This is a genomic window from Haemophilus haemolyticus, from assembly GCF_003490935.1.
Lineage (GTDB): Bacteria > Pseudomonadota > Gammaproteobacteria > Enterobacterales > Pasteurellaceae > Haemophilus > Haemophilus haemolyticus_M.
In genome coordinates this window covers 24,710-46,140 of sequence record NZ_QQGD01000003.1, presented here as the reverse complement: position 1 = coordinate 46,140, position 21,431 = coordinate 24,710, and the positions used below count along the sequence as shown (strand labels likewise).

The 21,431-nt window shown below is 38.0% G+C and carries 20 protein-coding genes; 7 read left to right on the top strand and 13 right to left on the bottom strand.

What is annotated here, in order from left to right; all coding sequences use genetic code 11:
- Positions 1-237: 237 nt before the first annotated feature.
- Positions 238-1,269 carry a branched-chain amino acid aminotransferase gene (locus DV417_RS04450; protein WP_005626306.1) on the top strand — a complete coding sequence of 344 codons (1,032 nt, stop codon included), beginning with the start codon at positions 238-240 and terminating at the stop codon, positions 1,267-1,269.
- Positions 1,270-1,333: 64 nt separating this feature from the next.
- On the opposite strand, the gene DV417_RS04445 is transcribed toward DV417_RS04450, so the two are convergent.
- Complete coding sequence (locus DV417_RS04445; protein ID WP_118879070.1) at positions 1,334-2,584, bottom strand: surface lipoprotein assembly modifier; 1,251 nt, start codon at positions 2,582-2,584, stop codon at positions 1,334-1,336.
- Between the two features lie 17 nt (positions 2,585-2,601).
- Positions 2,602-3,339 (bottom strand): transferrin-binding protein-like solute binding protein, encoded by a 738-nt coding sequence (locus DV417_RS04440; RefSeq protein ID WP_118878786.1) that lies wholly within the window; start codon positions 3,337-3,339, stop codon positions 2,602-2,604.
- 125 nt (positions 3,340-3,464) lie between these two features.
- Between DV417_RS04440 and DV417_RS04435 the strand changes: the two genes are divergently transcribed.
- Positions 3,465-3,857, top strand: a complete 393-nt coding sequence (locus DV417_RS04435) for a helix-turn-helix domain-containing protein (RefSeq protein ID WP_009500050.1) — start codon at positions 3,465-3,467, stop codon at positions 3,855-3,857.
- A 108-nt stretch (positions 3,858-3,965) separates the two neighbouring features.
- Here DV417_RS04435 and DV417_RS04430 read toward each other — a convergent pair whose 3' ends face one another.
- On the bottom strand, positions 3,966-4,109 hold the full coding sequence (locus DV417_RS04430) for a hypothetical protein (RefSeq protein WP_118812736.1): 144 nt from the start codon (positions 4,107-4,109) through the stop codon (positions 3,966-3,968).
- 376 nt (positions 4,110-4,485) lie between these two features.
- Here DV417_RS04430 and DV417_RS04425 point away from each other — a divergent pair, with 376 nt between their 5' ends.
- Positions 4,486-5,241 carry a Nif3-like dinuclear metal center hexameric protein gene (locus tag DV417_RS04425; RefSeq protein ID WP_118878784.1) on the top strand — a complete coding sequence of 252 codons (756 nt, stop codon included), beginning with the start codon at positions 4,486-4,488 and terminating at the stop codon, positions 5,239-5,241.
- Between the two features lie 57 nt (positions 5,242-5,298).
- Here DV417_RS04425 and ffh read toward each other — a convergent pair whose 3' ends face one another.
- Complete coding sequence (gene ffh, locus DV417_RS04420; RefSeq protein WP_118878781.1) at positions 5,299-6,687, bottom strand: signal recognition particle protein; 1,389 nt, start codon at positions 6,685-6,687, stop codon at positions 5,299-5,301.
- Positions 6,688-6,967: 280 nt separating this feature from the next.
- Here ffh and DV417_RS04415 point away from each other — a divergent pair, with 280 nt between their 5' ends.
- From DV417_RS04415 to DV417_RS04405, 3 genes are all read left to right on the top strand, one after another.
- A complete protein-coding gene (locus DV417_RS04415) occupies positions 6,968-8,230 on the top strand; it encodes an HlyC/CorC family transporter (protein ID WP_005626318.1) in 1,263 nt (420 codons plus the stop codon).
- Positions 8,231-8,357: 127 nt separating this feature from the next.
- The gene (locus DV417_RS04410) at positions 8,358-9,128 is read left to right on the top strand and encodes a threonine/serine exporter family protein (protein ID WP_005634905.1); all 771 of its coding nucleotides are present in this window, start codon (positions 8,358-8,360) and stop codon (positions 9,126-9,128) included.
- Between the two features lies 1 nt (position 9,129).
- Complete coding sequence (locus DV417_RS04405; RefSeq protein WP_118878779.1) at positions 9,130-9,609, top strand: threonine/serine exporter family protein; 480 nt, start codon at positions 9,130-9,132, stop codon at positions 9,607-9,609.
- 44 nt (positions 9,610-9,653) lie between these two features.
- On the opposite strand, the gene DV417_RS04400 is transcribed toward DV417_RS04405, so the two are convergent.
- Both DV417_RS04400 and DV417_RS09530 read right to left on the bottom strand, forming a co-directional pair.
- The gene (locus DV417_RS04400; RefSeq protein WP_005628252.1) at positions 9,654-9,872 is read right to left on the bottom strand and encodes an HP1242/YdcH family protein; all 219 of its coding nucleotides are present in this window, start codon (positions 9,870-9,872) and stop codon (positions 9,654-9,656) included.
- Between the two features lie 120 nt (positions 9,873-9,992).
- Complete coding sequence (locus tag DV417_RS09530) at positions 9,993-10,181, bottom strand: hypothetical protein (RefSeq protein WP_239990473.1); 189 nt, start codon at positions 10,179-10,181, stop codon at positions 9,993-9,995.
- A 229-nt stretch (positions 10,182-10,410) separates the two neighbouring features.
- On the opposite strand from DV417_RS09530, the gene serS reads away from it, so the two are divergent.
- Complete coding sequence (gene serS, locus DV417_RS04390; protein WP_118878777.1) at positions 10,411-11,700, top strand: serine--tRNA ligase; 1,290 nt, start codon at positions 10,411-10,413, stop codon at positions 11,698-11,700.
- A gap of 51 nt (positions 11,701-11,751) precedes the next feature.
- Here serS and selD read toward each other — a convergent pair whose 3' ends face one another.
- The 7 genes from selD to menE form a co-directional block, all read right to left on the bottom strand.
- The gene (gene selD / locus DV417_RS04385) at positions 11,752-12,792 is read right to left on the bottom strand and encodes a selenide, water dikinase SelD (RefSeq protein ID WP_118878775.1); all 1,041 of its coding nucleotides are present in this window, start codon (positions 12,790-12,792) and stop codon (positions 11,752-11,754) included.
- A 55-nt stretch (positions 12,793-12,847) separates the two neighbouring features.
- A complete protein-coding gene (gene lpxM, locus DV417_RS04380) occupies positions 12,848-13,804 on the bottom strand; it encodes a lauroyl-Kdo(2)-lipid IV(A) myristoyltransferase (protein WP_118878773.1) in 957 nt (318 codons plus the stop codon).
- Between the two features lie 46 nt (positions 13,805-13,850).
- The gene (locus DV417_RS04375) at positions 13,851-14,618 is read right to left on the bottom strand and encodes a TSUP family transporter (RefSeq protein ID WP_005635409.1); all 768 of its coding nucleotides are present in this window, start codon (positions 14,616-14,618) and stop codon (positions 13,851-13,853) included.
- Between the two features lie 17 nt (positions 14,619-14,635).
- Positions 14,636-15,496, bottom strand: coding sequence for a penicillin-insensitive murein endopeptidase (gene mepA, locus DV417_RS04370; RefSeq protein ID WP_118879069.1), 861 nt, complete (start codon positions 15,494-15,496; stop codon positions 14,636-14,638).
- A gap of 147 nt (positions 15,497-15,643) precedes the next feature.
- Positions 15,644-16,717, bottom strand: a complete 1,074-nt coding sequence (gene aroC, locus DV417_RS04365; protein WP_118878771.1) for a chorismate synthase — start codon at positions 16,715-16,717, stop codon at positions 15,644-15,646.
- A gap of 6 nt (positions 16,718-16,723) precedes the next feature.
- Complete coding sequence (gene mscK / locus DV417_RS04360; RefSeq protein ID WP_118878769.1) at positions 16,724-20,053, bottom strand: mechanosensitive channel MscK; 3,330 nt, start codon at positions 20,051-20,053, stop codon at positions 16,724-16,726.
- A 16-nt stretch (positions 20,054-20,069) separates the two neighbouring features.
- The gene (gene menE / locus DV417_RS04355) at positions 20,070-21,431 is read right to left on the bottom strand and encodes an o-succinylbenzoate--CoA ligase (RefSeq protein ID WP_118879068.1); all 1,362 of its coding nucleotides are present in this window, start codon (positions 21,429-21,431) and stop codon (positions 20,070-20,072) included.

Sequence of the window (21,431 nt, the reverse complement as noted above, 5' to 3'; positions counted from 1 at the left end):
ACTTCCTGTATATTATTAAACCGATTTGGTTAAACGCTGCTCTCATTGAGTGGCGTTTTTTTCATCCTGATTTTAGCATAACTATATCTTTATTTCCTGCCCTGTTTCCAAAATTTCATTATTCCTTTTTAATTGGCTAAAAATTGCGTAATTTCGAGAATTTATTATTTAAATCACTTCTGGAATGGTGTAGATTAAACAGCATTTCATTCAAAAAAATAATATTAAGGAAGTAAAATGAAAGATTTAGACTGGAATAACCTTGGTTTTAGTTATATTAAAACAGATTACCGTTTCATTGCTCACTGGAAAGATGGTAAATGGGACGAAGGCAAACTCACCACAGACAATACCTTACATATTCACGAAGGTTCTACCGCACTTCACTACGGTCAACAATGCTTTGAAGGCTTAAAAGCTTATCGTTGCAAAGACGGCTCAATCAACTTATTCCGTCCACAAGAAAATGCAAAGCGCATGCAACATACTTCAGATCGTTTACTTATGCCACAAGTGCCCACTGAATTATTTATCCGTGCATGTAAAGAAGTGGTGAAAGCGAACGAAGAATGGGTCGGACCTTACGGCTCAGGAGCAACCCTATACTTACGTCCATTTTTAATTGGTGTGGGTGAAAATATTGGTGTGAAAGCTGCGCCAGAATTTATTTTCTCTGTATTCTGCTGCCCAGTGGGTGCCTATTTCAAAGGTGGTTTGACACCATCTAACTTTATTACCACAGAATACGATCGTGCTGCACCAATGGGAACAGGTGGCGTAAAAGTGGGTGGTAACTACGCTGCAAGCCTTCTGCCACATGTATTAGCGGCAGAACAAGGTACGCCAGAACGTAAATTCGCTGATGCGATTTATTTAGATCCAAAAACTCACACTAAAATTGAAGAAGTCGGTGCGGCAAACTTCTTTGGGATCACAAAAGACAATAAATTTATCACGCCAAAATCAGAATCAATTTTACCAAGTATTACCAAATACTCTCTTTTACATATCGCAAAAGAGCGTTTAGGTATGGAAGCAATTGAAGGCGATGTTTATATCGATCAGCTAGATCAATTTGCTGAAGCTGGCGCTTGTGGTACTGCAGCGGTCATTTCACCTGTTGGAGGAATCCAACATAAAGGCAAGTTCCATGTATTCTATTCTGAAACTGAAGTTGGCCCAGTAACACGTCGCCTTTATGAGGAACTCACTGGCATCCAATTCGGTGATGTTGAAGCACCTGAAGGATGGATTGTGAAAGTGGAATAATCTTTCCTGAAATAAAAAAGCGATAACTCTCCTAAAAGTTATCGCTTTATTTTTTATAAAATAACTAAAAGTCCTTTTCTACTAACATCTGCACATATTTTTCTGAATAAGAAAATATTGAAGGAATGTTACTTTCTTGTTTTTTCCAACGGAATTGCACTTTTGGTACGAAGCCTAAATACTGCCAATCTTGTTTCCATAAAGTTAAATTCAGAGAATAGATTTTATCTCGACGAATTTTATTTAATGGCAAAATCCCACCAAGAGAAGCAAAATCCTTATATTGTTTCAACGCAATAGAGCCATTAATTTGACTTGCAATTGCATAACCCCAATTTTGCCGCCAACCTAATCGTAATGCTTTCATATCATTGCTATATTGTTTTATACGCGTGGTTTCGCGAATAAAATCTGAACCTAAGTAATAATAACCTTTATCAGATGGCTGCCAAATAAAGGTTACAGAAGCTAACTTAATTGTTCCATTACGATCTGGTTGAGTAAAATAACGTGGCTGACTTAATTCAAGTGCAGTTGAAATCTGCCAATTTTTTGAAAGATTTAAGCTATATTCCGCTCTAGCACCATTTGCCCAGTTATACCGATGCCCGCCCAACCATTGACGCTCATAAAACGGTTTTAACACCAATTTATATTTAGCATTTTGATATTGATAGCCTAAATAAGTACGGTTGGTGATCTCATCATAATCGTGATTATCCCAATAATTTTTGCCATACAGGTTATTCGCAAAATGCAGATAGTGCGAACACGCTATGTTCCAATTTTTTTGAGCATCAAAATAATAAGCAAAGCCGTGTGCTGATTGTGGCAACATATCATCATTTTTCACAAAACCCGTGTTTTCAATATGTCGCTCATTAGACGTATTATTCACATTCTTAGTTTGTAAATAATTCCCACCTAAGGAAAATTGCCAACTATCTCTTGCTGTTAAAACGGATAGGTACTGTTCTATGATGTAAAAATGAAGTGGCGGAAAATTAAATATTAATTTAGCTAATTGAAAATTTTTTAAAGATTCATTATTTTGATAATTATTAAACTGGTATTGACCAATTTTAAATTTGGCAATAGCAATTAGATCAAGTCTAGCATTATATAATTGCTGATAATCTATCAATAATGATTCTATTATATTAATATTGTCTTCATCGATGGCATCCAGCAATAACATTTCTATTATTGCTGGATTTTGTTTTATGTCAGATGAATTATAATTAATTGCTCTCGTTTCACTATAAATATTAGAACTAATTAAACATAGTGATAAAAAGACTATTATATTTTTCATTATCTGAATAAATAACATTATTGTGTTATTTTCGTTTCATCAATAGCACTAAAGATCCCTGCCCCACCAAAATTATCTGTAAATGTATTTGTTTTTAACATTCCTGATAAACTAAGCACATCTTTTCCATAAAATTTTCCCTCTACAACAGCACCATCAGGAGCATCAGGGGATGTAGCTCGACCAGAAAAACCATTTCCTGATACGCTAGCTGATATGGAAACAAGAGAAAAATTCGGAACATTTAATGTTCCAGTTAAAGTATTATCAGCAAAATTCACATCAAATTGAGAGGTTCCTTTTTCAATTGAGAGTGGAGCATCCGCAGACCATCCCCCTAAAACGGCAGAACCTTTATAATGGATTGAACCTTGTACTGGCATTGTTTCTGTGGGATTACCGTTATAGATAATATGAAACTTTTCTCCATTAGAAACAATTGCTGCTCCAGTAACAACATCTAATCCTGTTTTTGATTTAAATTCCTCTGAAATTTTATTCATAGCTTCATTAATACGTTGTGTTGATGCGCTATCTAAATTCAGAGAATTAATATCAGAACTATTTAATGGTGTTTTCGTGACCGTCCCTATTTTATTATCATTAGTTAATGAAACGGTATACATTGCGCCCGTTTTTCCTGTAACTTGACTAGTTGTGTTGTTATTCATACCATTACCACCACCTGAACCACAAGCAGTTAATCCCACAATTACGGCTGTTGCTAATAATGATCTAGTAAATGTCATTGTCATAAAAAAGTCCTCAAGATTGGATAAATTTCGTGTAAATGTTATACTCAACCGCAATTTTTCACCACAACCGAACAGTGTCAAAAACTCATCTGACACTTTCTAAAACCGCACTTTAAGGAAACAAAATGGAAGTCCACGATAAAATTCGCGTAATGAGAGAAATCAATCAATGGTCGCAAGAAGAAATGGCAGAAAAACTTTCGATGTCGCCGAATGGCTATGCAAAAATTGAACGTGGACAAAGCAGTATTAATTTAGATAAATTACAGCAAATTGCGAATGTATTTAATATTGATATGGGCGAATTAATTACTTGTAAGGATAGATCAATTTTCTTTGCGGTAGGCGGTGATAATTCTTATAACTTAACTAACAGTCATTTCGGTACTAATGAAGTATTAACAGCTGAAAATGAAAAATTAAATAGTTTACTGGCAATGAAAGATACGTTATTAGCTCAAAAAGATGATGAAATTAAGGCATTAAAAGAGATTATTGAACTATTAAAATCAAAATAAAACTATGAAATTTTATTAATAACCTCAATAAGGGCGAAAACTAAAGAATATAAACAATAAAGCCTATCTACAATTCTGTAAGATAGGCTTCTTTATAACCGCACTTTTTTATTGATTCAATCCCCATTGGCGAGAATCTTTATCAAATTTAACACCTGAATGAGAACCTTCTGCGCCGTTAAAATACACATCTTTATTTGCACAAGCTGTAATAATCAATGCCCCAGCGATAATGAATAACCATTTTTTCATAAGTAAACCTTTTTGCTAAATTAAAAAACCTGCGAATTGTAGCACAACGATGCCACATCCCAACGAAATATTTTGCTTTCCTTGCAATCATTAACACCTCTCACCAAAGCCAAGCTTCCCTTCTTTACTGACAAATTTGACTTATTGAACTATTAAAAAACGTAAGAAATTTAAACCGCACTTTAAATAAAATAAAAAATTTCTTATTTCCCCTTGATCGCTATAAATTTATGTATATAATGAATCCTGTTTTAGATACTAGATAGTAATTTAATAGTAATGAAACTTGGCTAGTGCATTCCCCCACTCCTTCGCACTAGTCATTTTTTTTGGAATTTTGTACCATATCTCACCTGTTTCCAATCAACGATCAATTATGAATAATCTCGAACTTGAACAACTCATTAATCAAAAACTTTCTTCCGATAAAATCAATGACTATGCGCCCAACGGCTTACAAGTCGAAGGTAAAACAGAAATCAAAAAAATCATTACTGGCGTAACGGCGAGTCAGGCTCTAATTGATTACGCAATCAGTCAAAACGCCGATGCGATTTTGGTTCATCATGGCTATTTTTGGAAAAGTGAAAACCCTTGTATTCGAGGAATGAAAGGCAAGCGAATTAAAGCCCTTTTAGTGAACGACATTAATTTATATGGCTATCATTTGCCATTAGATGTGCACCCAGAATTAGGCAACAATGCACAATTAGCCAAACTGCTCGACATTGAAAATTTACAACCATTAGAAAAAGGCTCCGTGAGTATCCCTGTTTGGGGCGAATTAAAAGAACCTATTACAGGTAAAGACTTTGCAGAAAAAATAGAAAAAGTGTTAAATCGAAAACCATTAATTTGCATTGAAAACGGACCGCACTTAATCCGAAAAATTGGCATCTGTACCGGTGGCGGACAAGGTTATATTGATCTTGCTGCAGAACAAGGCTGCGACGCATTTATTACTGGTGAAGTGTCAGAACAAACAATTCATTCTGCCCGTGAGCAAGGATTACATTTCTTCTCTGCCGGCCATCACGCAACAGAACGATATGGCATCAAGGCATTAGGTGAATGGTTGGCGAAAGAATATGGCTTTGATGTAGAATTTAAAGATATAGATAATCCAGCGTAAAATACAAAAGTGCGGTTAAAAATATCTCTTTTTTAACCGCACTTTTATCTTCTGAAATTATCGTTTAAACATTCCGCCTAAATCGCCAAGACCGCCTAAGCCACCGCCCATTAAGCCTTGCATTCCACGCATCATTTTAGCCATACCGCCTTTACGCATTTTCTTCATCATACGTTGCATTTCATCGAATTGTTTAAGTAATTTATTGACATCTTGCACTTGAGTGCCAGAGCCTAATGCAATACGACGACGGCGAGATCCTTTGATAATATCTGGGTTTGCACGTTCTTTTAAGGTCATGGAGTTAATGATCGCTTCCATTTTGATAAACATTTTGTCATCTACTTGATTTTTAACATGATCAGGCAAATTTTTTGCACCCGGTAATTTCTCAAGCATAGACATCATGCCGCCCATTTTTTTCATCTCAATAAGCTGCTCGCGGAAATCATCTAAAGTGAAATCATCTCCTTTCTTGAATTTCTGCGCCATTTTTTCTGCTTTTTCACGGTCTACAGAACGTTCAAGATCTTCGATAAGGGAAAGCACATCGCCCATGCCCAAAATACGGGAAGCAACACGATCAGGATGGAAAGGCTCAAGCGCTTCTGTTTTCTCACCCACACCCAAGAATTTAATTGGTTTACCTGTGATTTGACGAATTGATAATGCCGCACCACCGCGCGCATCACCGTCCACTTTCGTCAAAATAACCCCCGTAAGCGGCAATGCTTCATTAAAGGCTTTTGCCGTATTGGCCGCATCTTGACCAGTCATCGCATCTACGGTGAAAAGGGTTTCGATTGGGTTTAATGCTGCATGGACTTGCTTTATTTCGTCCATCATCGCTGTATCAACGTGTAAGCGACCCGCCGTATCCACAATCAACACATCGTAGAATTTCAGTTTTGCATCAGCAAGCGCCGATTTAGCAATATCAACTGGATTTTGTTTAACATCCGATGGGAAAAAATCCACGCCAACGGATTGAGCCAAGGTTTCAAGTTGCTTAATCGCAGCAGGACGATATACGTCGGCAGACACCACTAACACTTTCTTTTTATGGCGTTCACGCAAGAATTTTGCCAATTTACCCACACTGGTGGTTTTACCTGCACCTTGTAAACCCGCCATTAAGATAACTGCTGGTGGTTGAGTTGCAAGATTTAAACTCTCATTCGCTTCGCCCATGGCTTTTTCAAGCTCACGCTGAACGATTTTTAAGAACTCTTGCCCCGGCGTTAAACTTTTATTGACTTCTTCCCCAAGCGCGCTTTCTTTTACTTTTGCGATAAACTCACGCACCACAGGTAAAGCAACATCTGCTTCAAGTAATGCCATACGCACTTCGCGTAAGGTTTCTTTAATATTATCTTCCGTTAAACGGCCTTTTCCTGTGATATTACGTAAAGTTTTGGAAAGGCGATCCGATAAATTCTCAAACATGGCTAACAATCCTGTTTTTCTTAAAAAATTGCGCTGATTATACCGAAATTTAGGCGTTTTTCATCATTTCAAATGAAAATGGCTTTTTGAGTAGGCAATTTCATGAAGAAAGCATAGGAGATAAGGAAAAAGAATGATTATTTAGCCAATTTCAGGTATCATTCTGCCCACTCTTGGCTATTTCAGTAGCCATTTGATTTAGCAAAATCAAATAACAGGTAAAAAGTGCGGTGAAAAATGACCGCACTTTTTGTTGATTAACGAACAAAAGGATTTTCCCTTGGACAGTATTCCCCTTAGTACTTTATTTATTATTCTCATTATCTGTTTAGTGCTATCTGCCTATTTTTCCGGCTCAGAAACCGGACTACTCTCTCTCAATAAATATCGTCTTCGTTTTCTATCCGAACAAGGCAATAAAGGCGCACAAAAAGCAGAAAAACTGCTAGAAAAGCCAGATACCTTGTTAAGCTTTATTCTTATTTTTAATAACCTTGTGAATATCAGCGCATCGGCGATTGCGACCATGATTGGTATGCGTTTATACGGTGATGCAGGCGTGGCGATTGCAACGGGTTTGCTCACTTTCGTGATGCTTGTCTTTTCTGAAATTTTCCCCAAAACTGTGGCTGCAATGCACGCGGAAAAAGTCGGTTTTGTGTCCAGCCATATTTTGACGGTATTACTTAAAATCTTCTATCCACTAGTTTGGCTGATGAATATTTTTACCAAATCATTAATGCATCTGGTCGGGCTAAAACCCGATATGCAAAAACAAGTAATTAGCCGTGAGGAACTTCGTAGTATCGTATCAGAAGCAGGCGAAGCCACACCTGATGAACAACATCCACAAATGTTGCTTTCTATTTTAGATATGGAAACAGTAACCGTTGATGACATTATGGTTCCACGCAACGAAATTGGCGGCATTGATATTGATGATGACTGGAAAGCCATTATGCGCCAGCTCAATCATGCGGCACATAACCGCGTGGTGCTTTACAAAGGCAGCCTTGATGAACAAGTGCTTGGCATTTTGCGCGTGCGTGAAGCATTCCGCTTACTGCTTGAAAAAAATGAATTTACCAAAGAAACCTTAATTCGTGCCGCGGATGAAGTGTATTTCATTCCTGAAAGCACGCCATTAAAAACGCAACTTGCGAATTTCCGTGCAAATAAAGAACGCATTGGCTTAGTGGTGGACGAATACGGTGATATTAAAGGCCTTGTGACGTTGGAAGATATTTTGGAAGAAATCGTTGGTGATTTTACCACTTCCACTGCCCCAAGCATAGATGAGGAAGTAACTCAACAATCCGATGGTTCCATGATTATCGATGGCTCTGCCAACCTACGCGATCTCAACAAAATGTTTAACTGGGAATTGGATACCGAAGATGCCCGCACGTTTAATGGTTTAATCCTCGAACACTTAGAAGAAATTCCCGATGAAGGCACGGTTTGCGAAATTGATGGCTTGCAAATTACCATTCTTGAAGTGGGCGATAATATGATTAAACAAGCGAAAGTCGTCAAACTTTAATCATAAAAACTCAGACAAATTGAACCGCACTTTTGACTTGGATCATAAGTGCGGTTCTTTTTTTGAGCATTTTTCAGAAAACATTTTTATAATTATTTATAGGTATATTTTGATAGAGAAGAAAGATATGGAGCACGAATATCAACGGGCGGTGACTCGCGTGTGCGTACAAACGGCACTGCTCTTGTTACAACATGGGGCAGAAAGTACCGTGGTGGTGCAAATGGCACAGCGTTTAGGCATAGCACTTGGCGTAGAAAGTGTAGAATGTGCGCTTACGGCAAATGCGGTGGTGCTGACGACCTTATCCGATAATCATTGCATTACCACCGCAAGAAAAAATACGGATAAAGGCATTAATATGCAAATGGTCACTGATGTTCAGCGCATTGTGATTGCTGTTGAACATCATTTGTATGACTTAGAAATCGCACAAAGAAAACTGGATCAATTAAAACCGCTTAAATATAACCGATGGTTAGTTGTATTCATGATAGGCTTATCTTGTGCGGCGTTCGCCCATTTATCTGGTGGAGACTGGGTGATTTGTGGCATCACCTTTGTGGCGGCAGCCATTGCCATGTTTGTGCGACAAGAATTTTCTAAACGGCACTATAATCCCCTTATCGTCTTTTCCATCACCTCTTTTGTCGCCTCGCTGATTTCTGGCGTGAGCTTAAAATATAACTTAGGTAACGATCCTCAAATTGCTTTAGCATCTAGTGTGTTATTACTTGTGCCGGGGTTTCCTCTGATTAATTCTTTGGCGGATATATTAAAAGGTTACGTCAATATGGGATTAGGCCGTTGGACGATTGCGACTATTCTCACTTTTGGCGCATGTCTTGGCATTGTATTCGCATTAAGCGTATTACATATTACAACTTGGGGGCATTAAAATGTTATTAGACATCACAATATTTATCTTCAAATTACTTGATGATATGTTATTTGCCGCCATTCCAGCCGTGGGCTTTGCTCTAGTATTTAATGTACCGCCCAAGGCCTTAAAATATTGCGCAATTTTAGCCGCACTTGGGCATGTTACACGCACATTATTACTGCATATTGATATGCCTATTGTATTTGCCACCTTCTTTGCAACTTGCGTGATTGGATTTTTAGGGGTACATCTTTCCCATCGTTATTTAGCCCATCCCAAAGCCTTCACCGTTGCCGCAATTATCCCGATGATCCCCGGTGTTCATGCCTATAAAGCAATGATTTCAATGGTACAAATCCATCATTTCGGCTTTTCCGATGCTTTATTTGAACAAATGATTAGTTCCTTTATTAATACCAGTTTTATCCTAGGCGCAATAGTATTTGGATTGGCTTTACCGGGCCTATTGTTTTATCGACAAAAACCTGTTGTGTAACCTAAAACAGTGCAACAAAAAAGCCGACATTTGTCGGCTTTCTACTATTCTTGTGATTTTTTCTTGAGGTATTCATAAAGCTCATCTTTAATCCGTAATTTTTCTTTTTTCAAAGCCTCAATTTCCATATGAGTGGCGAGCTGAATATTTTCCTGCATATTCTTAATTTCATGATCTAATTCGTTATGCTTTTCAAAAAGACGATCGAAATAAGCATCATTACTTTTAAGTTTGGTGATTAATTCTCGGTATTCGGGAAACATAGCATTGCTCCTATAGTGGTTTTAACTGGTTTCAGTTTACTACATTCGCCCCAAATAAACAGAAGACGATCTTAAAAATTTGACAACGATCACAAAAATTTATTTCTCTCAAATGATCCTTTACTCTTTTGCTTTTTTATTTCTTCCTGCACCTAAAACCAACATAGCTAACAAACTAAGAATAATTCCAAAGCCAGCACCAATCCCCGTTGAAATAACATAAGGTTTCTCTGCCATTACAAGATTAGGCTGTTGAACAAAATGAAATGCCACCAAATTATTATCTAACGGTTGAACAGATTGCATCATTTTCAATTTGTTTTCCCAAGAAACGTCAATTTTAGCGTCCGCTGCATTTTTCACTTGTTCAAATAACGATTTCCATTTTGTAATCAATTCATTATTTAATGTCTGAGTGCGGTGTATTTTTCTTTATTTTCAGAATCTTGCTTTTCCCTCAGCTTTTAACTGGTTTATTTGAATAAAGCACGCTAGAATAAAGTTATTTTCATTTCAACGAAAAAAGTAAGGAAATTCTATGATCGATCCAAATTTGCTCCGTAATAATTTAGCGGAAGTCGCAGAAAAATTAAAAGTAAAACGTAACTTTATTCTTGATACAGAAAAACTCACCTCATTAGAAGAACAACGCAAGAACTTACAAGTCACTACCGAAAATTTACAAGCTGAACGTAATACTCGTTCAAAAGCTATTGGTGCTGCGAAAGCACGCGGTGAAAATATCGAACCATTATTGGCTGAAGTGGATAATATGGGCAACCAATTGACTGAAGCAAAAGCACAATTAGATGCGGTACTTGCAGAAATCAATCAAATTGCATTAAGTATTCCAAATCTCCCCGCAGACGAAGTGCCATTAGGCAAAGATGACACCGAAAATAAAGAAATCTTACGTTGGGGCACTCCGCATACATTTGATTTTGAAGTGAAAGATCATGTCACTTTGGGCGAAGACGCCAATGGCTTAGATTTTGCCGCAGGGGCTAAATTAGCTGGTGCTCGTTTCGCTGTGATGAAAGGTCAAATCGCTAAAATGCACCGTGCATTAGCGCAATTCATGTTAGATCTTCATACTGAACAACACGGCTATTTGGAAACCTACGTGCCTTATTTAGTAAATCACGCAACGCTTTATGGAACAGGTCAATTACCAAAATTCGGTGAAGATTTATTCCATACTTTAGCCTTAGAAGGTGAACAACCTTACGCATTAATTCCAACTGCAGAAGTGCCCGTCACTAATTTAGTGCGTGACGTGATTATTGATGAAGCAGAATTACCAATAAAAATGACCGCACATACGCCATGTTTCCGTTCTGAAGCAGGCTCTTACGGTCGTGATACTCGCGGTTTAATTCGTATGCACCAATTTGATAAAGTGGAAATGGTACAAATCGTTGATCCAGATAAATCAATGGAAGCACTCGAAGAATTAACTGGTCATGCGGAAAAAGTATTGCAATTATTAAATTTACCATACCGTAAAGTTTTACTTTGCACAGGCGATATGGGCTTTGGTTCTTGTAAAACTTACGACTTAGAAGTTTGGGTGCCTGCACAAAATACTTATCGCGAAATTTCTTCTTGCTCAAATATGTGGGATTTCCAAGCTCGCCGTATGCAAGCACGTTGTAAAGCGAAAGGTGATAAGAAAACCCGCTTAGTGCACACCTTAAATGGTTCTGGCTTAGCGGTTGGTCGTACTTTAGTGGCAGTGCTTGAAAACTATCAAAATGCGGATGGTTCAATCACCGTGCCAGAAGTACTACGTCCATATATGGGCGGATTAGAAGTTATCGAAAAATAATCCTTCTATAAAATAAAAAAGCGTGGATTTCAAAATTTCCACGCTTTTTTATTAAGCTATTTCAACGACAACATCGGATTCTGATTTAGGTTTTAATTCCCCCACTTCATATAAATCAATGCCTGCATCTTTGGCTATTTCAATGACCGTTTGAACACTATTAGGCTCAACTGCCACTAATAAGCCGCCTGATGTTTGAGGATCACACAAAATCGCTTTTTGTTCTTCGTTTAATAGACCCACTTTATGTCCATAACTTTCAAAATTACGCCCCGTTCCGCCTGGTACGCAACCTTGAGCAATATAATCTTTAACACCGTCCAAGGTTTTAATTTTGTCCGCAAAAACTACCGCACTTAAATTTGAACCTTCACAGATTTCAATTAAATGTCCGAGTAAACCAAATCCTGTAACATCCGTCATTGCAGTGACGCCCTCCACTTGGGAAAATTGGCTGCCAATAGAATTCATTTGGCACATAGCGGCAGTGGCTAAACCTTGATGTTCTGATTTTAGTTTTCCTTTTTTCTCCGCCGTCGTCAAAATACCAATACCAAGCGGTTTCGTCATATAAAGCTTACAACCTGATTTTGCAGACGCATTACGTTTCACTTTTTCAGTGTCAATTACGCCTGTCACGGCTAAACCAAAAATAGGTTCAGGCGAATCAATGGAATGTCCCCCCGCCAAAGCAATACCCGCTTGATGGCAAGCAAAGCGACCACCATCAACAATTTTCTGTGCAACTTCTGCGGGCAATACATTGGTTGGAAAACCTAAAATGGCGATTCCCATAATCGGCTTACCGCCCATAGCAAAAATATCACTAATGGCATTGGTCGCGGCAATTCGTCCAAAATCAAAAGGATCATCCACAATCGGCATGAAAAAGTCGGTGGTACTGATAATTGCAGTTCCATTACCAAGATCATACACCGCTGCATCGTCAGCTGTTTCATTGCCGACGAGCAAATTTGGATCATAAAATTTTTCCAGTTCTGAATGTAAAATTGTCCCTAACACCTTAGGCGAAATTTTACAACCTCAACCCGCACCATGGCTGTATTGCGTCAGCCGAATTTTTTCTTCCATTTTTATTTACCTTGTTGAATATCCGTTTTCGAGAATATGAAGTTTAAACCTACTCTTAATCATAAAGATCTTCGCCATCCTTCCTTGTACGCAATAATTGCAAAATCCAAACATATTGCTCTGGCGCTGGCGTAACAAAAGATTCTATTTCTTCATTCATTGCTCGGGCTGATTGTTCAGGCTCATCACTTAAATTCATTGCAGGATGAATTTCTATTTCATATTTGCCAGCCTCAGCGTTATAACGAGGAAACATTGGAATAACAACGGCTTTAGAAAGTTTTGCCATTTTATTTAATCCCGGCAATGTCGCTTTATAAGTTCCAAAGAAATCAACAAATACGCTTTGCTCGGCTCCAAAATCTTCATCAGGTAAGTAATAACCCATTTCACCTTTACGAACATGATTTAAAAAAGGTTTAATACCATTTTGGCGAGCATGCATTTTTCCGCCGAAACGTTGGCGTGTAATTGTCCAAAGCCAATCCACCAATGGATTACGATGTGGATTATACATAGAAGTCATTGGCATACCTTGAGTGTGCAAAATAATGCCCGAGGCATCAATCGCCCAGCCATGTGGCACCATAAGAATAATATTCTTGCCTTCAGCTTTTGCCTGTTCGATATGTTCAAGACCGATAAATTCGCTGCGTTTTTGCAAATGTTTCTTTGAACGGATGGCAATCTCACCAATACCAAACATAACTTGTGCAACAACCGCAAACATTTTATCCATGACTTGCTCACGTTGTTGTTCAGTCCAATGAGGGAAACAATATTGCAGGTTAGTTTGTGCACGCGTACGCTGTTTCTTTGCTTTATGTCCAATCCAAATACCTAATTTCCCCGCCAATTTATCTCGCAGACGAAAAGGCACAAATGCTAACAATAATAAAAAGAAAATACCGAGCCAAATTCCCCAATAGTGAGGCTTTAAATACGACCATGAAAAGTGCGCTTCATAGCCCACTCTCGCCGTCAAACGTAAATTTTGTTGATTATCCGACATAATAAAATGTAATTAATTTTAACCGCACTTTTGCGCGCTTTCCGAATTAAAAATGAAACCAACCCTGATCGTAAACCATTTTAGCAGTCATCATAAAAGACATGATAACAACCATCGGTCGAATCAAGGTTTTACCTTTCGTCATCACCATTTTGGCGCCTAAATTTGCACCTAAAATGCTCCCAGCCATCATCACGAAACCCACTTTCCAAAGAATTTGTCCGCCCAATAAGAAAAGCGCAAAAGAAGCAAGATTAGACGTAAAGTTCATCACTTTTGCATGTGCTGTCGCTTTCGGGAGATTAAATCCTAGTAAAGTAACACAGGCTAAACTCATGATTGAGCCAGTTCCTGGACCAAAGAAGCCATCATAAAAACCTAAAAATGGGCTAACTAAAAGACCAAATAACATGTAACTTAAACGCTGTTTACGATCTTCATCACCTAATTTAGGGGTAAATAAAAAATATAGACCAATGGCTAAAATCAAAAAAGGTAGAATTTTTTTGAAAATCGCCACATCAATTGATTGAATTAATAATGTACCTAGGGCAGAACCTAAGAAAACCCAAATCAAAATAAACCAAATATCGCGTAAATTGACCGCTCTTTTTCGCAAGAAATAAAGGCTTGCAGATAATGCGCCCCCCATAGCTTGCAATTTGTTGGTGCCTAACGCCATTGCAGGTGGCATACCTGTCATGAGCAACGCTGGAATAGTGATTAATCCACCACCACCAGCAATTGCATCGATAAATGATGCGACAAAACCAACACAAAACAATATTGCTAAAAGATCAATTCCGATATCCATATTGATTTACCTTAATGCTATTCTAACCATTCACTCCGATTCGGTGAGTTCAAAATTTGTTGGCACAAAAACGGCTCTGGTGGTGTAACTTTAGGTTTGCTCACTGAAGCGCCTGGTTTTGGCGGTTCAAACCAAGAATATAATTCGTCTCCACAACCATCACTGGCAGGAACAGGTGCTTGATTTTCACAATAAGGCGCATCTGCTGGGCAAGTTAAACGAACATGAAAATGAGAGTCGTGGCCATACCAAGGACGAACTTTGTGTAGCCAACCGCGATCATTGCCAGCGGTTTGGCATAATTTTACCTTAATCGCGGGGTTAACAAAAATACGTGTCACACTTGGATCTTGCGCGGCTAACTTGATTAACGTCGCATGATTGCTATTCCATACGCGTTCATCCACTCGTTGCGCCTTTCTATCTACAACTAATAAACCTTTACCATCAGAATTCAGCGCATCGGCATCGGACATTTCGCCCATTCTTAACCAAATATCTGCATCTAATCCCATCTGATGGCTAGCATGACCAGTTAAAAATCGTCCGCCACCAGGCATGGCAATATCGCCTACTAACATCGTTGGCAACCCAGCAGCTTTAGCGCGTTGTCCCAAACGTTTAAGATACTGAATCATATTTGGGTGACCATAATAGCGATTGCGATTCATACGAATCACTTGGTAACCTTCCCCTTTAGGTGGTAGTGCTTGCGCCCCAATAATACACCCATTGATATAACTACCAATAGGTTTTGCTTTACCATCGTCACTTGGAATAGGACGTTTCACTTTTTGCCAATCGAGAGGAGCCCCAACAACGTTCAGAGAGAAAAGTATGATAAAAATTATGGTTATTTTTAATAAAATTTTATTCATTTTAATATTATCATCAATAGTTTCATCGTCGATAAATATACCCACGATAAAAAAATAACTCCCCTTTGAGGAATATGCATTGCTCAAAGGGGTAACATCAAAGCTTATCTAGGAGATGGCAACCTAGTCTTAAATATTACATTAAGATCACTTACACTGTGCCTTAAAACGTAATAGATGATCTAATAAGACAATCGCCATCATGGCTTCTGCGATTGGCACAGCACGAATACCCACACAAGGATCGTGTCGACCTTTTGTGACAACCTCTACGGGTTCTCCATTAAGATTGATTGAACGACCAGGAATCGTAATACTTGAAGTCGGTTTTAGCGCAATAGTGGCAATTATCGGTTGACCAGAACTAATTCCACCTAAAATACCGCCCGCATGATTGCTTTCAAAGCCATCGGGGGTCATTTCATCACGATGTTCTGAGCCACGTTGTTCAACCACTGTAAAACCATCTCCAATTTCGACGCCTTTTACTGCATTAATTCCCATTAATGCATGGGCAAGAGCCGCATCTAAACGGTCAAATACTGGCTCACCTAATCCGACTGGAACATTTTCTGCAATAACGGTAAGTTTTGCGCCAATAGAATCCCCTTCTTTTTTAAGTTCACGGATCAATTCATCGAATTTTTCTACCGCACTTTCATCAGGACAAAAGAATGGATTACTGTTTACCTTTTCCCAATCAATTTGCCCCACTTTCTGCGGAGCAATTTTTACACTACCAATTTGGCTTAAAAAACCGCGGACTTCAATACCAAAATGTTCGCGTAAATATTTTTTTGCAATCGCTCCCGCTGCAACTCGCATCGCTGTTTCACGCGCTGACGAACGCCCACCGCCACGGTAATCACGGATGCCATACTTTTGCTGATAGGTAAAATCAGCATGTCCTGGGCGAAAACGATCTTTAATGTCACCATAATCTTGCGAACGCTGATCACCATTTTTAATGATCATTCCAATACTTGTGCCTGTGGTTTTTCCTTCAAACACACCAGATAAAATTTGAACTTCATCGTTTTCACGACGCGGCGTGGTATATCGAGATGTCCCGGGTTTACGACGATCTAAATCTGGCTGAATATCGTTCTCTGATAATTCAAGATTTGGCGGTACCCCATCAACGATACAGCCTAATGCAATACCATGTGACTCCCCAAAAGTTGTCACACGAAAAAGTTGTCCGATTGTGTTACCCGCCATAATTTCTCACTTATTTTTTACTTCAATAAAAGGCATTTCTTCGCCAGTATCATTATTTTTGATAAAAACATCAAGTTGGTTAAATGCAATATCAATATTGTTTTCTGCAAAGAGCTCATTAATACGGCGATTAAGTGCATCAATCGTATTTGTACGTTCAGCAAGTTGAGCAACATAAACGCGCAATTCGTGATCCAAGGTGCTGGCACCAAAATTCAAGAAATAGGCTCTTGGTTCAGGATCCTTTAATACTGTTGTCTGCTCATTTGCGGCTTGTAGCAATAATTTCTTCACTAATTCAAGATTAGAACCATAAGCGACACCAACATTGATCACTAAACGCGTCATAGTGTTAGAAAGTGCCCAGTTAATTACCTGCCCTGTTACAAAAGATTTATTTGGCACAATCACTTCTTTACGATCAAAATCAATCAACGTAATTGCACGAATACGAATTTTCGCAACAGTCCCGCTCACTCCATTAATTGTAACGGTATCACCTACTCGAATTGGGCGTTCAAATAACAAAATAATACCAGAAACAAAGTTAGCAAAAATCTCTTGCATACCAAAACCAAGGCCAACAGAAAGTGCGGCGAATAACCATTGTAATTTTGACCAAGACATACCCAAGGTTGCAAATGCCCACGCGCCACCAATAGCGATAAAAATATAAGTGAGCAACGTCGTAATGGTATAGGGCGTACCTTGTGAAAGATTCACGCGAGAGAAAATCAATACTTCTAAAATACCCGAAATGTTACGTACCAATACATAAGTAATCCCTACGATAACTAAGGCAACAAGAAGATTAAATAAAGTAATGCTTTCTGTCACTGTACCTGCTTCAGTAGTTGTTGTTTGCTGCCATAAGGTCACTTCACGCAAATAACTTGCCACCGTGACAAGATCTGACCAAACGTAATAGAAAATTCCAATCAACGCAGTCCAAATAAAGAGATCAGCAAAACGTAATAATTGACTACGAACTTCATTTAACGCTAAACCTTCTTCTTTTTCATTCAGAACAACAACATCATCGGATGTCGAACCATCATTAAAGCCTGCTTGTTTTTGACGGAGTTTTTCTTCTAAACGACGATGAGCCAAGCGACGAGAAGATACAGTTATACCACGATAAATCACTTGACGAATTAACCACCACACACACCATGCAATATAAGAATTAATCAAATGCTGTATTAAATTCAACGCAGTGTAATAGTATCCCAACGCAACTAATATGACTAAGCCAACAGGAATAATCTGTAAACCGAATTGAACGATTTTGACAATAATGTGATTATGGCTTTTTTTCTCATCTTCGTAAGAACGTAGCACATTTTTGAAACGTGGTGCGATGATAATAATGCAAAACAACAATGAAACTATCGTATTCACCTGTCCAATCACATCATTTGCTAATCCATAATCAGTCACATTACTAAATACTGATGTATTCAGTAATAAAACAACCGCTACAACAATACGTTTAATTACACTTTGAAAACGCACCGCACTTTGTTGAGAAAATTCAAAGTGACGGACAAAAATTCCATTCGGGCGAAATAAAGAAAGCCAAAACGTGAAGAACCACCAATAGCCCGCCATACTAAACGACCAATCCCAAAACTCAGTTGGATTTTTCATCAAGAAAAAGCCAAGCATTTGACAAATGGCTAAGAACCATAAAGTTCCAGAAAGCGTTAAAAATGCAGTAAGCAATAAAGCTTGTGGTGTATTCCACTGATTATCATATTTTAATCGGTTAATTTCACCATTAATTTTTGACAGACGTTGTTTGATGCGATCTTTGAATTTAAAAATAGCGCCACCCACGACAAACAAGCCCAAGCAGTACATCAGTAAGTAAGGCAAGTTACTGTAATTTGTGGGTAAACCAATTTTTTTCACAATACCATCGACTTGCGCTATAAATGCCCTCGGCAATTCAGCAAACCAATCCAAATTTATAGGGCTATTGCTTTTAACCCAGAAACTCTGTTGATCTAGTTTTAATTGAATTTGATCACTTATCTGAGTAATTTGCTGTTGTGTGAGTTCTAAAGAAATGGCTAAATTAAGTTGATTATTCAATGACTTAATTAAGTCAGAACTCATTTTACGACGCTCAGTCAATAAATTAGTTAATTGTATTTTTTCGGTGTTAGTAAATTTTTCACCTTCATCTGATTCGACTTTAGCAATATACGCGTCTAAATCATAAAGCTCATTACGTTTTTGAGTAATATCGAAAATTTGAACACGCAAATCCGCAATTTGTTTTGATAAACCTTGAATATTTAAATTCGTCGGTAATTTTTGTTTTTGTTGCTGGATAATACGAGAAAGCACCAACGTACCTTGTAATGCGCTAATTTGCTCCTCGATGGTATGTTGAGTTTGAGTTAGGCTATCAAACACATTACGCATTCTTAAATCATCTTGCGTCAAGATGTTCGTCTTTTCCGTTTGTTGTAACAAATATTGACTCAACTCTGCATTACGTGCCAATTCTTTCTGAATATAAGCATTTTTCGCACTATTTTGTTGCTGTTGCTGAGCTTGTTCGACTTGGTTTTGAGTTTGCGCCAAGTTTTTCTGATTAATCACTTCTTGGATCGCCACAATTTGTTGTTGTAGCAGTTGCAAACGAGCATTCAACAAATCATAACGGCTTTGATAGAGCAATGTCAGCTGATCGCTATTTTTCAATAAATCTTGGTTGTAAGCGTTTTTTAAATCAATCAACTGTAATTCTATTTGATTTTTTTGACGTAAAGTTTTTGTAAGATTGCTATCGGCTAATTGTTGATTAATTTCTTGTGTGCGTTTCAAATTCTCAGTAAGACTGGTTTGTGCACGCTCAGATACAGAACTTTGCCCCGCTAATTGAGTATTCGCTTTACTTAATGCAGTTTGGGTTTCCTGCTGTTGAACATTAAATTTACTTAATGTAGCCTGTAAATCTGCTAAATTTTGTGCTTGATAATCGACAGATTTAGATTGTTCTAACTGCTTCTTAAACGCCAATAAATCTGCATTATTTTTCTTAATTTCACTATCAGCATGGGCTAAAACATCATGTAAATCTTCATTATTTTTTTGTTGAGTTTGAATGAGTTGCAATAAATCTAAAGAGGTTTGCAATTCATTAATAAGTGCTGTTTTTACATCACCATCAGCCATTTTTTGCACATCAGCTAAATCTGCAGTGAGTTCTTGCTCCGTAGGTAATAATATTTTGCTTTTGTTTGCAGCCAGTGTTGGATGCACCGTCGCCCAACCAATTAAAGCTGTAGCTAAAAGTGCGGTGAAAAAACGTGATGTTTTCATAAGTTACCTGTATTTTTTATTGTTCGTTTATTTGTTTGGCTAACCAATCGGCAAGCACTTTACGTGATATTTTTATTGCTCCAGCAGATAAATCTACTGGCAATTCATAATAAGCTATTGGCTGTTTAAAGCGAGCCAATTTATCTTGTAAAAATTTAATGAGTTTTTCGACCGCACTTTGATTAAAGGGTTCATTCAAAGCAACAATCGCAACTGGGCGATAGCCAAATTCATGATCGGCTTTGGGTAAAACAAAAACTTGTTTCACCATAGAATTTTTCAAAATCGCTTGCTCTATTTCTTCTGGCTGAATATTTTCACCGCCTGAAATAAACATATTATCAAGTCGTCCGATAATTACCAGTTCGCCCTCTTGCAAAATACCTTTATCTTTTGTCTGAAGCCAGCCGTCACTATTCGTTAATGGAAAAATTTGTCGATCTTTCCAATACCCCATCGCCAAACCCGCACCTTTTAGCCAAACTTCATCGTTCACCAAACGATATTCTCGACCTAATAAAGGTTGCCCTACGCCTTGTTTTTTATCAGATTGTTTGGCAAAAACCGTAGACGCCATTTCCGTCATTCCATAACCAGAATAAGTTTTAATACCATATTTCACCATTTTTTGTGTAAGTTCTATCGGAATATGCGCACCGCCCAGTAAAATATGGCGTGTAGCAAATGAAATGCTCGGATTTTTCTGTAAATAATCTAATAAACGCTGTAATTGCGTTGGCACAAGAGAAACGTGAGTTGCCTCCAATAATGAAGCGTAAAAATCCGTTTTCGGAAAATGCAATTCAGCACCACAACTCAACCAACGCCAAACAATACCTTGTCCTGAAACATGATATAACGGCAAGGAAAGTAGCCAAGAATGTTCGCTATCAAACTTCATCAATTCACATACGCCCTTCGCATTATCTAAATGCGCTTGAACATTATGCACTACCGCTTTTGGCACACCTGTCGAGCCAGACGTGAGCGTCATTGTAGCTGGGCGAAAGAAATCAGCTTTTTGGATTACAACATCAGCTTTTGGAAAATCCCTCAAATCTTCATCATAAAAACAAAAATCAATTTGATGAATCTCACATAATTCTGTAATTTTTTCTTGAGGAAAAGCTGGATTAATACCTAAAATTTTTGCACCAAGTTGGATTGTAGCAAGATATAAAAATAAAATGTTTTCTGTATTTTTTCCAACAAAAGCAACCGCACTTTCTGGATTTACACCTTTATTTTGTAAAAAGGAAACGGTTTGATTCACTTTCTCGGCTACTTGCGCCCAATTAAAAATATCGCCCTGTGCAGTGCGCAAGGCGATTTTATGAGAAAACTTAGGTTGGAGAGCAAATGCTTGCCAAGGATACAT

What these genes read in the sequence shown, in the direction of transcription:
- DV417_RS04400 (WP_005628252.1), bottom strand. Translation starts at nt 9,872, where the DNA reads ATGTTTCCCGAATACCGAGAATTAATCACCAAACTTAAAAGTAATGAT.
- DV417_RS04405 (WP_118878779.1), top strand. Translation starts at nt 9,130, where the DNA reads ATGTTATTAGACATCACAATATTTATCTTCAAATTACTTGATGATATG.
- DV417_RS04435 (WP_009500050.1), top strand. Translation starts at nt 3,465, where the DNA reads ATGGAAGTCCACGATAAAATTCGCGTAATGAGAGAAATCAATCAATGG.
- DV417_RS04440 (WP_118878786.1), bottom strand. Translation starts at nt 3,339, where the DNA reads ATGACAATGACATTTACTAGATCATTATTAGCAACAGCCGTAATTGTG.
- mepA (WP_118879069.1), bottom strand. Translation starts at nt 15,496, where the DNA reads ATGAATAAAATTTTATTAAAAATAACCATAATTTTTATCATACTTTTC.
- DV417_RS04445 (WP_118879070.1), bottom strand. Translation starts at nt 2,584, where the DNA reads ATGAAAAATATAATAGTCTTTTTATCACTATGTTTAATTAGTTCTAAT.
- DV417_RS04450 (WP_005626306.1), top strand. Translation starts at nt 238, where the DNA reads ATGAAAGATTTAGACTGGAATAACCTTGGTTTTAGTTATATTAAAACA.
- ffh (WP_118878781.1), bottom strand. Translation starts at nt 6,687, where the DNA reads ATGTTTGAGAATTTATCGGATCGCCTTTCCAAAACTTTACGTAATATC.
- DV417_RS04375 (WP_005635409.1), bottom strand. Translation starts at nt 14,618, where the DNA reads ATGGATATCGGAATTGATCTTTTAGCAATATTGTTTTGTGTTGGTTTT.
- DV417_RS09530 (WP_239990473.1), bottom strand. Translation starts at nt 10,181, where the DNA reads ATGATGCAATCTGTTCAACCGTTAGATAATAATTTGGTGGCATTTCAT.
- serS (WP_118878777.1), top strand. Translation starts at nt 10,411, where the DNA reads ATGATCGATCCAAATTTGCTCCGTAATAATTTAGCGGAAGTCGCAGAA.
- DV417_RS04410 (WP_005634905.1), top strand. Translation starts at nt 8,358, where the DNA reads ATGGAGCACGAATATCAACGGGCGGTGACTCGCGTGTGCGTACAAACG.
- menE (WP_118879068.1), bottom strand. Translation starts at nt 21,431, where the DNA reads ATGTATCCTTGGCAAGCATTTGCTCTCCAACCTAAGTTTTCTCATAAA.
- DV417_RS04425 (WP_118878784.1), top strand. Translation starts at nt 4,486, where the DNA reads ATGAATAATCTCGAACTTGAACAACTCATTAATCAAAAACTTTCTTCC.
- DV417_RS04430 (WP_118812736.1), bottom strand. Translation starts at nt 4,109, where the DNA reads ATGAAAAAATGGTTATTCATTATCGCTGGGGCATTGATTATTACAGCT.
- mscK (WP_118878769.1), bottom strand. Translation starts at nt 20,053, where the DNA reads ATGAAAACATCACGTTTTTTCACCGCACTTTTAGCTACAGCTTTAATT.
- aroC (WP_118878771.1), bottom strand. Translation starts at nt 16,717, where the DNA reads ATGGCGGGTAACACAATCGGACAACTTTTTCGTGTGACAACTTTTGGG.
- lpxM (WP_118878773.1), bottom strand. Translation starts at nt 13,804, where the DNA reads ATGTCGGATAATCAACAAAATTTACGTTTGACGGCGAGAGTGGGCTAT.